Source organism: Azospirillum oryzae (assembly GCF_900177515.1).
Lineage (GTDB): Bacteria > Pseudomonadota > Alphaproteobacteria > Azospirillales > Azospirillaceae > Azospirillum > Azospirillum oryzae_A.
This window is the reverse complement of sequence record NZ_FXAK01000002.1, coordinates 376,031-388,558: the sequence shown is the minus strand read 5'-3', so window position 1 is coordinate 388,558 and position 12,528 is coordinate 376,031. Positions and strand designations below refer to the sequence as shown.

At 69.1% G+C, this 12,528-nt stretch carries 14 protein-coding genes; 3 read left to right on the top strand and 11 right to left on the bottom strand.

Annotated elements, in window-relative coordinates; genetic code table 11:
* Positions 1-4: 4 nt before the first annotated feature.
* Together B9N97_RS04825 and B9N97_RS04820 are read right to left on the bottom strand one after the other, a co-directional pair.
* On the bottom strand, positions 5-202 hold the full coding sequence (locus B9N97_RS04825; protein ID WP_085083897.1) for a hypothetical protein: 198 nt from the start codon (positions 200-202) through the stop codon (positions 5-7).
* Between the two features lie 3 nt (positions 203-205).
* Positions 206-391, bottom strand: coding sequence for a hypothetical protein (locus B9N97_RS04820; RefSeq protein ID WP_085083895.1), 186 nt, complete (start codon positions 389-391; stop codon positions 206-208).
* Between the two features lie 159 nt (positions 392-550).
* Between B9N97_RS04820 and B9N97_RS04815 the strand changes: the two genes are divergently transcribed.
* A complete protein-coding gene (locus B9N97_RS04815) occupies positions 551-1,969 on the top strand; it encodes an MFS transporter (RefSeq protein WP_143266356.1) in 1,419 nt (472 codons plus the stop codon).
* A gap of 5 nt (positions 1,970-1,974) precedes the next feature.
* On the opposite strand, the gene B9N97_RS04810 is transcribed toward B9N97_RS04815, so the two are convergent.
* The 4 genes from B9N97_RS04810 to metX form a co-directional block, all read right to left on the bottom strand.
* Positions 1,975-2,565 carry a PRC-barrel domain-containing protein gene (locus B9N97_RS04810; RefSeq protein ID WP_085083891.1) on the bottom strand — a complete coding sequence of 197 codons (591 nt, stop codon included), beginning with the start codon at positions 2,563-2,565 and terminating at the stop codon, positions 1,975-1,977.
* 242 nt (positions 2,566-2,807) lie between these two features.
* Entirely contained in the window at positions 2,808-3,062 is a 255-nt protein-coding gene (locus B9N97_RS04805) for a DUF3072 domain-containing protein (protein ID WP_085083889.1), read from the bottom strand.
* Between the two features lie 76 nt (positions 3,063-3,138).
* A complete protein-coding gene (metW, locus tag B9N97_RS04800; RefSeq protein WP_085083887.1) occupies positions 3,139-3,750 on the bottom strand; it encodes a methionine biosynthesis protein MetW in 612 nt (203 codons plus the stop codon).
* A 32-nt stretch (positions 3,751-3,782) separates the two neighbouring features.
* Positions 3,783-5,000: a homoserine O-acetyltransferase MetX gene (metX, locus tag B9N97_RS04795; protein ID WP_085083885.1), complete on the bottom strand. Its 1,218-nt coding sequence runs from the start codon at positions 4,998-5,000 to the stop codon at positions 3,783-3,785.
* Positions 5,001-5,199: 199 nt separating this feature from the next.
* On the opposite strand from metX, the gene B9N97_RS04790 reads away from it, so the two are divergent.
* Complete coding sequence (locus B9N97_RS04790; protein ID WP_085083883.1) at positions 5,200-6,096, top strand: chorismate mutase; 897 nt, start codon at positions 5,200-5,202, stop codon at positions 6,094-6,096.
* 150 nt (positions 6,097-6,246) lie between these two features.
* Positions 6,247-7,338, top strand: a complete 1,092-nt coding sequence (gene hisC / locus B9N97_RS04785) for a histidinol-phosphate transaminase (RefSeq protein WP_085083881.1) — start codon at positions 6,247-6,249, stop codon at positions 7,336-7,338.
* A 110-nt stretch (positions 7,339-7,448) separates the two neighbouring features.
* Here hisC and B9N97_RS04780 read toward each other — a convergent pair whose 3' ends face one another.
* The 5 genes from B9N97_RS04780 to B9N97_RS04760 are packed head-to-tail and all read right to left on the bottom strand — an operon-like array spanning position 7,449 to position 12,520.
* On the bottom strand, positions 7,449-7,667 hold the full coding sequence (locus tag B9N97_RS04780) for a DUF2283 domain-containing protein (RefSeq protein WP_085083879.1): 219 nt from the start codon (positions 7,665-7,667) through the stop codon (positions 7,449-7,451).
* Between the two features lie 35 nt (positions 7,668-7,702).
* On the bottom strand, positions 7,703-8,983 hold the full coding sequence (locus B9N97_RS04775) for an amidohydrolase family protein (RefSeq protein WP_085083877.1): 1,281 nt from the start codon (positions 8,981-8,983) through the stop codon (positions 7,703-7,705).
* On the bottom strand, positions 8,983-9,906 hold the full coding sequence (locus tag B9N97_RS04770; protein ID WP_085083875.1) for an ABC transporter permease: 924 nt from the start codon (positions 9,904-9,906) through the stop codon (positions 8,983-8,985). Before B9N97_RS04770 ends, B9N97_RS04775 begins: the two co-directional genes overlap by 1 nt.
* Before the next feature lie 6 nt (positions 9,907-9,912).
* The gene (locus B9N97_RS04765) at positions 9,913-10,962 is read right to left on the bottom strand and encodes an ABC transporter permease (RefSeq protein ID WP_085083873.1); all 1,050 of its coding nucleotides are present in this window, start codon (positions 10,960-10,962) and stop codon (positions 9,913-9,915) included.
* The gene (locus B9N97_RS04760) at positions 10,952-12,520 is read right to left on the bottom strand and encodes an ABC transporter ATP-binding protein (RefSeq protein WP_085083871.1); all 1,569 of its coding nucleotides are present in this window, start codon (positions 12,518-12,520) and stop codon (positions 10,952-10,954) included. The genes B9N97_RS04765 and B9N97_RS04760 overlap by 11 nt, the downstream gene beginning before the upstream one ends.
* Positions 12,521-12,528: the final 8 nt, after the last annotated feature.

Here is a 12,528-nt window from a genome sequence, read left to right as displayed (position 1 = left end):
CCCCCTACCGCTTCGTCTTCGGGTCGTGTGTGTGGTGGATGTCGCGTTCGCCGCCGCCGCCGGAGGTGCCGGAGTGGCGGGTGTTGGTGGGTTCACCCGGATGCGGGTGCTTTTCCGGCGCCGGAGCCGGCTTGTCGGCGTTCTGCTGGCTGCTGCCGGGACCGCCATGGTGGCGGTCGGTCGCGTCACTGTGCTTGCTCATGCCTCACCGATCCTGCTGATAGCCCTGATGGGTGGTGTTCTGCCGGGTGTTGCCCTGCTGGCCCTGTTCCTTGGTGTTGGGGGCGCCGCGGTTGGTGGTGCCGTCGTCGGGCGACGCGCTGGTCGCCGGCTCGCCGGGACCCTTGTCGCTGCGGCCCTCGGGCGGGACGGGCGGAATGTGCTTGGTCATGGTGGCGCTCCTTCCTGTTGGCTCGCGTTTCCTTCCAACAGGAGGGCGGGGGAGGGGTTCCGGTCGGATAGAGACCCACTCGCGCGGTCGGCTTTCGCAATGCTTTCATGCGAAATTGCTGCGACCGCACAGAGTGGGTCGGCCTCTATGCTGATCCCCATGCCAGATCTTCCCGTCCAGCCTCTCCCCGCCGCAGCATCCGCCGTCCGCAAGCCGCCCGTCGCGGTGTCGGACGGGCTGCCGACCCCGCAGCGCTATTGGGCGATGGCGGCGATGACCGTCGCGCTGATCATGGCGGTGCTGGACGGGGTGGTCGCCAACATCGCCCTGCCGACGATCCAGCGCGAATTCGCGGTCGATGCCGCCGGCGCGATCTGGGTGGTCAACGCCTATCAGCTGGCGGTCACCGTCTCGCTGTTCCCGATGGCCTCGCTGGGCGACATCATCGGCTACCGCAAGGTCTACTGGTTCGGTCTGGCGGTCTTCACCGTGGCCTCGCTGGCCTGCGCGCTGTCGCCGAACCTGCCGGTCCTGACCGCCGCCCGCGTGTTGCAGGGAATCGGCGGCGCCGGGATCATGAGCGTCAATCTGGCGCTGGTCCGCCACATCTACCCCTCCACCCATCTCGGGCGCGGCGTCGGCTACAACGCGATGATCGTCGCGGTGTCGTCGGCGGCGGGGCCGAGCCTCGCGGCGCTGATCCTGTCGGTGGCTTCCTGGCCCTGGCTGTTCGCGGTCAATGTGCCGCTGGGGCTGGCGGCGCTGGTGGTGGCGGCGCGGGCGATGCCGGTGTCCAACCCCGCCGGCCACCGCTTCGACTGGCTGAGCGCGGCGCTGAATGCCGCCATGCTCGGGCTGCTGATCGTCGGCTTCAAGGGGGTGGACGGCAGCCAGCCCACTTGGCTGGTCGGGGTGGAACTGGCGGCGGCGCTGGCGCTCGGCACGATTCTGGTGCGGCGCGAACTGGCGCAGGCGGCGCCGCTGCTGCCGGTGGATCTGCTGCGCCGGCCGGTCTTCGCCCTGTCGGTGGTGACGTCGGTCTGCTCCTTCGCGTCGCAGAACATCGTCTTCGTCGCCATGCCCTTCTTCTTCGAGGATGTGCTGCACCGGTCGCTGGCCGAATCGGGTCTCCTGATGACACCCTGGCCGCTGATGGTGGCGTTGGTCGCCCCGATCTCCGGCCGGCTGGCCGACCGCTACGAGCCGACGCGGCTGGCGGCGGTCGGGCTGGCGCTGTTCGCCACCGGCCTTGCCCTGATGGCGCTGCTGCCGCCCGATCCGTCGACGCTGGATATGGTCTGGCGGATGGCGCTGGCCGGCTTCGGCTTCGGCCTTTTCCAAACCCCGAACAACAAGGTGCTGGTCAGCAGCGCGCCCAAGGAGCGCAGCGGCGGCGCCAGCGGCATCCAGGCGACCGGCCGGCTGCTGGGCCAGACGCTGGGCGCCGCCACGGTCGGTCTGGTCTTCACCGCCATCGGCAAGGCGGACGGCAGCGTCGTCGTGCTGTGGCTGGGCGCCGGGCTATGCCTCGTCGCCTGCATGACCGGCATCTTCCGCCGCCGTCCGGCCGCCGCCTGACGGGGTTACTGGCTGTTCGGCTGGCCTTCTTCAGGCTGCTGGCTGTCGGGCCGGGTCAGCGTCGGTTCGTCGCCATAGGCGAAGGTCGGCGCCTTGGCGAAGTCGGCCTGTCCGATGTTCAGCACCGGCCCGGTCGGACCGTTGCCCAGCATGCCGGCCGGAAGCGCCACCAGCTTCTCGCCCAGCCCCAGCACCTCGTTCGGCGCCACAACGATTCGGTCCACCCGGTCGCCGGTCTGGTCCATGGTGAAGTCGAGGATGCGGCCGGCCGGCTGGCCGTCATTGGTGCGCAGCTCCGTCCCCACCATCGCCCGCGCCTGATCGGGGTTGAGCGCGGCCGGCGGCAGGGCCGCCACCGGCGGCGACGCCTGTCCCGATCCTACCGGCGGAGCGGGGTTCTGCACCTCATGCGACGGCGCTTCGCCGCTGACGCCGGGCGGGGAGGTGATCGCCCCGGTCGCCGGCTGGTCATCCGGCCGCGGCGCGGTCATCAGCGGCGGCGAGGCGGTGGCGCCCGGCGCCGGTGTGGTCTGGGCAAAGGCGGTGCCGGTCAGCAGCAGCGCCGCGGCCGGCAGGAGCAACAGGGGGCGGAGCATTAGGGCGACCCTTCCATTCGGATTCGGTATCGCCCTGGTTAACAGCGGAACATGCGCTTGGGTTGCCACGCCTCCCTCTCCCGTCCCGGGAGAGGGAAGGGGCCCATGCGGAGCATGGGAAGGGTGAGGGGTTATCCAAGGAACCATGCGGTCCGGGATTCTTGCCGCACCCCTCACCCTCCCCACTTTGTGGGTCCCCTCCCTCTCCCGGGGCGGGAGAGGGCAATGATCACCCATCCCCCCTACTTCCCGCGTCCCGTCTTGTCCTGCAGCGCGTCGATCCGCTTGGACGCCTCCGCCTTGCTCAGCCCGTCGTCGAAGGACTCGCCGGCTTCCTCGCTCAGCGTCTTCAGGTAGGAGGCCTGGGCACCGGTCATCGGCTCGTCGCCGGTGGTCCAGTCGTCGGGGTTCTTGTCGCGGTTGGAGTGGTCCTCGCCGGTCTTCGGGTTCTCGTGCTCGGAATGGGTCCGGCGGTCGTCGGTGTGCTTGCTGGTCATGATCCGTGCCTCATGAAAAGGAACGCATCAAGAACAGGCGTGAAGGTGGGAAGTTCCCGCCCTCACCGGAAAATCGTCAGCCGCCGTTGCCGCGCAGCAGGAAGACACCCTGTTCGCCCAACAGGTTGGCGAGGCCGGAATGGGCGTGGCTGGTCACCCGGCCGGCGCGGTCGATGATGCGGGTCTGCTCGATGGTGATGCCCATCTCCTCCGTCAGGACGACGAAGTCGCGCAGCGTGCAGAAATGGATGTTGGGTGTCTCCCACCACTGATAGCCCAGCTTTTCCGTCACCGGCATGCGGCCGGTCAGCATCAGCTGCAGCCGCACCCGCCAATAACCGAAATTGGGGACCGAGACGATGGCGCGGCGACCGATGCGGCACATCATCTGCAGCACGTCGCGCGGTTGCCGCATCGCCTGCAGGGTCTGGCCCAGGATCACATAATCGAAGGCGCCGGCCGGATAGTCCTTCAGGTCGGTCTCGGCATCGCCCTGGATCACCGACAGGCCGTGCGCCACGCATTGCCGCACGCCGTCCATGCTGAGTTCGATGCCGCGCCCGTCGACATTCTTGGCATGGGACAGATAGTCAAGCAGGGCGCCGTCGCCGCAGCCGACGTCCAGCACGCGGCTGTTCGGCTCCACCATCTCGGCGATCAGCTTCAGGTCGTCGCGAATGTCCACCATGGTCGGTCGTCCAGTCCCAATCCCAATGCCAATCAGCGCGCGCGGCGGCGGGCGGACAGGCCGCGATGCTCGGCGCAGCCCTCCAGGAAGCCGTGGATGACCTGATGGAACTCCGGCTCGTCCAGCAGGAAGGCGTCGTGGCCCTTGTCGGTCTCGATCTCCACGAAGCTGACATTGGCGGCGACGGCGTTCAGCGCATGCACGATGGCCCGCGATTCCGAGGTCGGGAACAGCCAGTCGCTGGAGAAGCTGGCGAGGCAGAAGCGCACCGGCGTCGTCTTTCCCCCAGGCCGGAAGGCGTTGGCCAGCGTGCCCCCGGCATCGGCGGCGAGGTCGAAATAATCCATCGCCCGCGTGATGTAGAGGTAGGAGTTGGCATCAAACCGCTCGACGAAGGCCGCCCCCTGGTAGCGCAGATAGCTTTCCACCTGGAAATCGGCGTCGAAGCCGTAGGTGATCGCCTTGCGATCCTGAAGGTTGCGGCCGAACTTGCGGTGCAGGGCGGTTTCCGACAGGTAGGTGATGTGGGCGGCCATGCGGGCGACCGCCAGACCGGCCTCCGGCTTGGTGCCTTCCAGCAGATAGTTGCCGCCGCGCCAGTTGGGATCGGCCATGATCGCCTGGCGTCCGACCTCGTGGAAGGCGATGTTCTGCGCCGAATGGCGGGCGGCGGTGGCGATGGGAACCGCGGCGAACACCGATTCGGGATAGGCCACGGCCCATTGCAGCACCTGCATGCCGCCCATGGAGCCGCCGACGACGCAGAACAGCTTCTCGATGCCCAGATGCTCGACCAGCAGCTTCTGCGCCCGCACCATGTCGCCGATGGTGACGACGGGGAAGGACAGGCCATAGGGCTGGCCGGTGGCGGGGTCGATGTCCTTCGGCCCGGTGCTGCCCAGGCAGCCGCCCAACACGTTGGAGCAGATGACGAAGTAACGGTCGGTGTCCACCGGCTTGCCGGGGCCGACCAGCATCTCCCACCAGCCGGGCTTGCCGGTGACCGGGTGCTTCTCCACCACGAAATGGTCGCCGGTCAGGGCGTGGCAGATCAGGATGGCATTCGATTTGTCGGCGTTCAGCGTGCCGTAGGTCTGGTAGGCGATCTGGAAGCCGCCGATCTCCACGCCGCTGTCCAGCCGCATCGGCCGGTCCACCGCCAGACGCACGCGCTTGCCCGGCATCTCCGGGCTGTCGGCGACCGTGGGGGTGACCAGGGAGGGCTGCTGCGCGGTGGGGGGCGCGGACATGTCGTTTCGTGCCTTGGAAGCGGTTCTGGCCTTCGGGATTTCCAGCCTTGCGGCGCCTTGGCCGAAGCCCTCGGAGAGCTGTGGCGGAACGGGAGGGTATAGCTACGAAGCCCGCCTTCGGAGTGTCAATGTTTTCTTTGATTTCAGGGCGCATGCGGACTACTACTAACCGGCTTTGCATTCGATGGTTTTCTGACCCATGGCCGCCGCCCGGACCCCGCTCGACGATTTGCGCCGCGAGATCGACCAGATCGACGACGCGATCCATGACCTGCTGATGCGCCGCGCCGCCGTGGTGGAACGCATCGGGGCGGCAAAGGGCAATGGCGCGGCCGAAACCGGCACACAGCCGATCATTCTGCGCCCGGCGCGGGAGGCGACGATTCTGCGGCGCCTGATGGCCCGCCATGCCGGCTCCTTCCCCGCCCAGGTCGTGGTGCGAATCTGGCGGGAGATGATCACCGCCTTCACCCGCATGCAGGGCCCCTTCGCCGTCGCCGTTTATGCGCCGGAGGACCGCCGCGGCTTCTGGGACGTCGCCCGCGACCATTTCGGCGGATTCGTGCCGATGACCGCCGTCAACACCCCCGCCGCCGCGCTCCGTGCCGTGTCGGAGGGAACGGCAACCGTCGCGGTGGTGCCCTATCCGGCCGAAGACGATTCGGATCCCTGGTGGCGCTTCCTGGTGTCGGCCGACGCCGGCCGGCCGCAGGTGGTGGCACGTCTGCCCTTCGGCGGGCGCGGCAATGCCCGCGGCGAGAATCGCGACGCTCTGGCCATCGCCGCCGTCCCGCACGAGCCCACCGGCGACGATCGCAGCCTGCTCAGCATCGAGATCGGCGGTGATCTCAGCCGCGGCCGGCTGAAGGATCTGCTGGAGGCCTGCGGCCTGCTGCCGGTCGGTTTCTGCACCTGGCACCCGGCCGGCCATGCCACCGGGATGAGCGGCGGCGGCCCGTCGGTCCATCTGGTCGAGATCGCCGACTTCGTCGGGCAGGCCGACCCCCGCCTCGCCACGCTGCTGGAACGGTCGGGCGACATCCCGGTGCGGGTCAACGTCGTCGGCGGCTATGCCGTGCCGCTGCATCTGGGCTGATGCGCGCTTTTGGGGTGAGCCGTCGGGCCGGCTCCTGCCTTATCCTGCTCCCCCATTTTCCGCGATGGAACACCAACGCCGGGACTGTTCCATCCTGTTCCACCCCATCCCACCCGAACCCATCCCATTCTGTCGGAAGGTAAGCAGACCATGACCCAGCCGAACGGCCCGCAGCCGCGTCCGGGGATTCTCGACATCGCCGCCTATGTCGGCGGCGAGCATCAGGGTCATATCCGCCTCGCCTCCAACGAAGGGGCGCTGGGGCCGAGCCCGAAGGCGATGGAAGCCTATGCGGCGGCGGCTGGTACCCTGCACCGCTACCCGGACGGCGCCTCCGCGGCGCTCCGCGGCGCCATTGCCAAGCGCTTCAACCTGGACGCCGACCGCATCGTCTGCGGCGCCGGGTCGGACGAGATCATCAGCCTGCTGATCCGCTCCTATGCCGGGCCGGGCGACGAGGTGCTGTATTCGCAGTACGGTTTCCTGATGTACCCGATCGGCGCCAAGTCGGTCGGCGCCACCCCGGTGACGGCGGCGGAGGACGGGCTGACCGCCAGTGTCGACAATCTGCTGGCCCGCGTCACCCCGCGCACCCGTCTGGTCTTCCTCGCCAACCCGAACAACCCGACCGGCACCTACCTGCCGGCGTCGGAAGTGGCGCGGCTGCATGCCGGCCTGCCCTCGGACGTCATCCTGGTCATCGACGCGGCCTATGCCGAATACATGAACAAGGACGACTACACCGCCGGCGAGGAACTGGTGGAGAAGTTCCCCAACGTGGTGATGACCCGCACCTTCTCGAAGATCTTCGCGCTGGGCTCGCTCCGCATTGGCTGGTGCTATGGCCCGGCCGGGATCGTCGACGTGCTGAACCGGGTGCGCGGTCCCTTCAACGTGTCGACCGCCGCCCATGTCGCCGGCATCGCCGCGGTGGAGGATGCCGAGTTCCTCGACCGCTCCCGCCGCCACAATGAGCAGTGGCGCGAGTGGTTCTCCGCCGCCGTGCGGGAACTGGGCCTGACGGTTCACCCCAGCGTCACCAACTTCGTGCTGGTCGATTTCAAGGGCCAGCCCGCCGGCAAGGACGACGCCGAGGCCGCCCGCCAGTTCCTGAAGGCCCGCGGCATCCTGGTCCGCCAAATGCCGTCTTATGGTCTGCCGAGCTGCCTGCGCGTCACCATCGGCACCGAGCAGGAAATGCGCGCGGTGGCCGACGCACTGCGGGACTTTTTGAAGGGGTAAGGGGCTTCTCGGCTTGGGAAAACTTCCCTCTCCCCCCGGGGAGAGGGGCGGGGTGAGGGGGATGCACCGCGTGGTGATCCCAAGAATCATCCGCGCGCCTCCCCCTCACCCTAACCCTCTCCCTGGGGGGAGAGGGGATCTAGCCCGGCGATTGGGATGGCGCCGGCCGCCATCTTCTCTCTTGCGTTCAGCACTTCGAGAGCGACAATCCGGTTCTGATCGTCAAAGTCCAGAATGATGCCGGGGGCAACCTCCTGGGAACCGATGATAGTACGCTCCGAAAAGCGCACGAACAGCGCGTCGGCTTCAGGATCGTATCGCGAGTTCATAGCTTGGCTCCTTCCGGATCGGCCCTGCTCGAGAACTACCCCCGGTTCAACAGAAAATCGACCGTTTCCGGCCGGCCGGGCAGGTCGAGCTTGGCCTGCACCGGCTCGCAGCGGCTGACGATCCGGCCGCGGCGCAGGACGAACAGGCGGGCGGCACGGGTGCGGATCGCCTCCACCGGGCCGCCGGCTTGCAGAACCACCAGATCGGCGTTGCAGCCGGGCTCCAGCCCGTAGCCGTCCAGATGCAGCAGGCGGGCCGGGTTGACCGTCACCGCGTCGAAGGCGGCCTTGATGCCGTCCTGACCGGTCATCTGGCCGACATGCAGCCCCATATGCGCCACCTCCAGCATGTCGCCGGAGCCCAGCGGATACCAGGGGTCCATCACGCAGTCATGGCCGAAGGCGACGGTCAGTCCGGCGGCCATCAGTTCCGGCACGCGGGTCATGCCGCGGCGCTTGGGATAGGTGTCGTGGCGGCCCTGGAGGACGATGTTGATCAGCGGGTTGGCGATCACCCCCAGCCGCGCCTCCGCCATCAGCGGGATCAGCTTGGAGACATAGTAATTGTCCATGGAATGCATGGAGGTCAGGTGCGATCCCGTCACCCGGCCGTGCAGCCCCAGCCGCTGCGTCTCGTAGGCCAAGGTCTCGACATGGCGGGACAGCGGATCGTCGGTCTCGTCGCAATGCATGTCGACCAGCAGCCCGCGTTCCGCCGCGATCTCGCAGAGCAGGCGGACCGAAGCGGCGCCGTCGGCCATGGTCCGCTCGAAATGCGGGATGCCGCCGACAACATCGACGCCCATGTCCAGCGCCCGCCGCAGCAGCTCCTCCGTGCCGGCTGAGCGGAGAACGCCGTCCTGGGGGAAGGCGACCAGTTGCAGGTCGAGGTACGGGGCGACGCGCTTCTTGACGTCCAGCAGGGCTTCCACCGCCAGCAGGCGCGGGTCGCAGACGTCGACATGGCTGCGCACCGCCAGCAGGCCGCGCCCGACCGCCCAGTCGCAGTAGGCGAGCGCCCGCTCGACGATGGCGTCCTGCACCAGCTGCGGCTTCAGTTCGCCCCACAGGGCGATGCCCTCCAGCAGCGTGCCGCTCTGGTTCACACGCGGCAGGCCGTAGCTCAGCGTGCTGTCCATGTGGAAATGGGAATCGACGAAGGGCGGCGTGACCAGCCGGCCGGTGGCGTCGATTTCGGAGGGGGCCTCGCCGCCCAGATCGGCTTCGACCGCGGCGATGCGGCCGTCCTTGATGCCGATGTCGATGCCGCTGCGGCCATCCGGCAGGGTGGCGCGGCGCAGGATCAGGTCGAACATCAGCGTTCTCCTTTGCGGTACGGAATCATCAGGGCGCGCGGGTAGGAGGCCCGGCGGGCCACCAGAACCAGCGCCAGGATGCTCAACAGATAGGGCATCATCAGGAACAGCTGGTAGGGCAGGACGCCGCCGCTGGCCTGCTGCAACCGAAGCTGCAGCGCGTCGAACACGGCGAAAAGCAGGGCGCCCAGCAGAGCCTTGCCCGGCCGCCAGGAGGCGAAGACCACCAGCGCGATGCAGATCCAGCCGCGCCCGTTGACCATGTTGAAGAAGAAGGCGTTGAAGGCCGACAGCGTCAGGAAGGCGCCGGCCAGCGCCATCAGCGCGCTGCCCGCCACCACGGCGCCGATGCGGATGGCCGTGACGTTCAGCCCCTGGGCCTCGGCCGCCGCCGGATTCTCGCCGACCATCCGCACCGCCAGCCCGACCGGCGTGCGGTAAAGGACGTAGGCGACCACCGCGACGAGGAGGAAGGCGAGGTAGGTCAGCGGCGTCTGAGCCAGGGCGCCGGGCAGGGCCAGCGGCTGGAACGGTTCGATGGTCGGCGGGGTGCTGGCCTGCGGCAGGACGAGGCGGTAGACGAAATAGGACAGGCTGGTGCCGAGCAGGGTCACACCGATGCCCGTCACATGCTGAGATAGTCCGAGCGGCACGGTCAGCGCTGCGTGCAGCAGGCCGAGCAGCGCGCCGCAGGCAGCCGCGACCAGCACGCCGGTCCACAGATCGGCCCCCTGGTAGACCGCCATCCAGCCGGCCATGGCGCCCAGCGTCATGATGCCTTCGATGCCGAGGTTCAGCACGCCGGCCCGCTCGCACACCAGTTCGCCCAGCGTTCCCAGCACATAGGGGGTGGCGATGCGCAGCACCGCGGTCCAGAAGGCGGCCGACAGTAGGATGTCGAGGATGATCGACAGGAAATCCATGGCCCCTTACCCCCGCCGCAGCCGGTAGCGCGCCAGCAGCCCGGCGACCAGCATGCACAAGAGGCTGGCGGCGACCAGAACGTCGGCGATGTAGTTGGGAACCGGCATGGCCCGGCTCATGGCATCGGCGCCGACGAAGATGCCGGCGATGAACAGCGCGGCCCCCACCACCCCGATGGGATGCAGCTGCGCCAGCATCGCGGCGACGATGCCGCTGTAGCCGAAGCCGGGCGACAGGTCGAGCGTCAGGTAGCCCTTCAGCCCGCAGACCTCCGCCGCCCCCGCCAGCCCAGCGAGGCCGCCGGACAGCAGCGCGGTACGCAGCATGATCCGCGTCACCGGCATGCCGGCGAAGGCGGCGGCGCGCGGGTTGGCACCGACCGCGCGGTTCTCGTAGCCCCAGATGGTGCGGGTATCGACCAGCCACAGCAGGACCGACAGGCCGAGCGCGATGGCGAACCCGCCATGCAAACGGGTGCGCTCCACCAGCTTGGGCAGTTCCGCCGCCTCGACGACCGGCGCCGACTGCGGCCAGCCCATGCCCATGGGGTCCTTCAAGGCCCCTTCCAGCAGCATCGACACCAGCAGCAGCACGACGAAGTTCAGCAGCAGGGTGGTCACCACCTCGTCGACGCCGAAGCGGACCTTGAGGACTGCGGGGCCGAGCAGCGTGACGCCGCCGGCCGCCATGCCGGCGATCATCACCACCGGGATCAGCGCCCAGGCCGGCAGGTCGAGCATGCCGCCGCCCACCACCACGGCGGCCAGCGCACCCATATAGAGCTGCCCCTCCGCCCCGATGTTCCACAGCTTGGCGCGGAAGGCGACGGCGGCGGCGAGGCCGGTCAGGATCAGCGGGGTGGCGCGGGTCAGCGTCTCGGTCAGGGCGAAGCGGGAGCCGACGGCCCCTTCGAACAGCAGGCCATAGGCGCGCAGCACCGGGGCGCCGGTCCAGGCGACCAGCAGGGCGCAGAGCGCCAGCGCCGCGACCACGGCACCCACCGGCGCCAGCAGCCGCAGGGCGAGCGGGGTATCGGTGCGCGGTTCAAGCCGCATGAACAGTCTCCGGCAGGATGTCGCGCAGGATGTCCCAATGCCCGGCCATCAGCAGGCCGAGTTGGCTGACCGAAACCCGGTCATGCGGCAGCAGCGGGGTGAGGCGCCCGTGATAGGCGACGGTCACGCAGTCGGCCAGCGCCAGGATTTCGTCCAGATCCTCGGAGATCAGCAGCACGCCGGCCCCGGCGGCGCGGGCGTCGAGCAGCCGGCTGTGCACATAGGACACCGCGCCGATGTCGAGCCCGCGCGTCGGCTGGCTCGCCAGGATCAGGTCCGGCCCATGGGCCAGAGTGCGGCCCAGGATCAGCTTCTGCATGTTGCCGCCCGACAGCAGCTGTGTCCGGGCATCCGGGCCGGGGCAGCGGACGTCGAACTCCTCGATCACCTTGCGGGCGTAAGTCCGTGCGGCCCCTCGCCGCAGCACGCCGAAGCGGGAGAAGGCGGCATCGTGATAGCGCTCGGCGATCAGGTTCTCCCACACCGCCATGGCGCCGACCAGACCGGCGCTGTGGCGGTCCTCCGGGATGCGGGCGACGCCGCGCCGGACCATATCGGCCGGGTCGCCATGCTCGACCACGCTGCCCTTCAAGGACAGCCGGCCGGACTCGGGGCGGATCAGGCCGCTGACCAGCTCGGCCAGCGCGGTCTGACCGTTGCCGGACACGCCGGCGATGCCGACCACCTGATGGCGCCGCACCGTCAGGTCGACCCCGTCCAGCAGCGGACGGCCATGGCCGGAGGCGACGGTGACGCCCGCCAGTTCCAGCACCGGCTCGCCGGGGCTGAGCGGGGTGGGGGCCGGCGGCTTGACGCTGCGGCCGACCATCAGCTCGGCCAGTCTGGCGCGGTCGGTGGAGGCGGTGGCGTGGGTGGCGACCAGCTTGCCGGCGCGCAGAACGGCGACGGTGTCGCTGGCGGCGAAGACCTCGTTCATCTTGTGGCTGATGAAGACGACGGCGAGGCCGTCGGCGGTCAGCTTGCGCAGCGTGTCGAACAGCCCGGCCGATTCCTGCGGGGTCAGCACCGCGGTCGGCTCGTCCAGGATCAGGATGCGGGCGTCGCGGTAGAGAGCCTTGAGGATCTCGACCCGCTGGCGCTCGCCGACCGACAGGTCGCCGACCAGCGCGTCCGGCCGCACCTCCAGCCCGAAGCGCTGGGAGAGGTCGAGCAGCCGGCGGCGGGCGGCACCCCGGTCGGAGCGCCAGCGCCACAGCGATTCGGTCCCGACCGCGATGTTGTCCAGCACCGACAGGTTGTCCGCCAGGGTGAAATGCTGGTGGACCATGCCGATGCCGGCCTCCAGCGCCGCGCGGGGCGAACCGGGCGGCAGCGGGCGGCCGAACGCCTCGATGGTCCCCTCGTCGGCGACGTAATGGCCGAAGAGGATGTTCATCAAGGTGGTCTTGCCGGCGCCATTCTCACCCAGCAGGGCCAGCACTTCGCCGGCGCGCAGCGTCAGCGAAATGTCGTCGTTGGCGAGCAGCGGGCCGAACCGCTTGGAGATGCCGGCGAGCCGGAGGACGACCTCCGGCCCGCCTTTCACGGGTGATGACATTGGAGATG

Excerpts from the sequence above, each read along its gene's own strand:
- B9N97_RS04825 (WP_085083897.1), bottom strand. The coding sequence starts at position 202 with ATGAGCAAGCACAGTGACGCGACCGACCGCCACCATGGCGGTCCCGGC.
- B9N97_RS04820 (WP_085083895.1), bottom strand. The coding sequence starts at position 391 with ATGACCAAGCACATTCCGCCCGTCCCGCCCGAGGGCCGCAGCGACAAG.
- B9N97_RS04815 (WP_143266356.1), top strand. The coding sequence starts at position 551 with ATGCCAGATCTTCCCGTCCAGCCTCTCCCCGCCGCAGCATCCGCCGTC.
- B9N97_RS04810 (WP_085083891.1), bottom strand. The coding sequence starts at position 2,565 with ATGCTCCGCCCCCTGTTGCTCCTGCCGGCCGCGGCGCTGCTGCTGACC.
- B9N97_RS04805 (WP_085083889.1), bottom strand. The coding sequence starts at position 3,062 with ATGACCAGCAAGCACACCGACGACCGCCGGACCCATTCCGAGCACGAG.
- metW (WP_085083887.1), bottom strand. The coding sequence starts at position 3,750 with ATGGTGGACATTCGCGACGACCTGAAGCTGATCGCCGAGATGGTGGAG.
- metX (WP_085083885.1), bottom strand. The coding sequence starts at position 5,000 with ATGTCCGCGCCCCCCACCGCGCAGCAGCCCTCCCTGGTCACCCCCACG.
- B9N97_RS04790 (WP_085083883.1), top strand. The coding sequence starts at position 5,200 with ATGGCCGCCGCCCGGACCCCGCTCGACGATTTGCGCCGCGAGATCGAC.
- hisC (WP_085083881.1), top strand. The coding sequence starts at position 6,247 with ATGACCCAGCCGAACGGCCCGCAGCCGCGTCCGGGGATTCTCGACATC.
- B9N97_RS04780 (WP_085083879.1), bottom strand. The coding sequence starts at position 7,667 with ATGAACTCGCGATACGATCCTGAAGCCGACGCGCTGTTCGTGCGCTTT.
- B9N97_RS04775 (WP_085083877.1), bottom strand. The coding sequence starts at position 8,983 with ATGTTCGACCTGATCCTGCGCCGCGCCACCCTGCCGGATGGCCGCAGC.
- B9N97_RS04770 (WP_085083875.1), bottom strand. The coding sequence starts at position 9,906 with ATGGATTTCCTGTCGATCATCCTCGACATCCTACTGTCGGCCGCCTTC.
- B9N97_RS04765 (WP_085083873.1), bottom strand. The coding sequence starts at position 10,962 with ATGCGGCTTGAACCGCGCACCGATACCCCGCTCGCCCTGCGGCTGCTG.
- B9N97_RS04760 (WP_085083871.1), bottom strand. The coding sequence starts at position 12,520 with ATGTCATCACCCGTGAAAGGCGGGCCGGAGGTCGTCCTCCGGCTCGCC.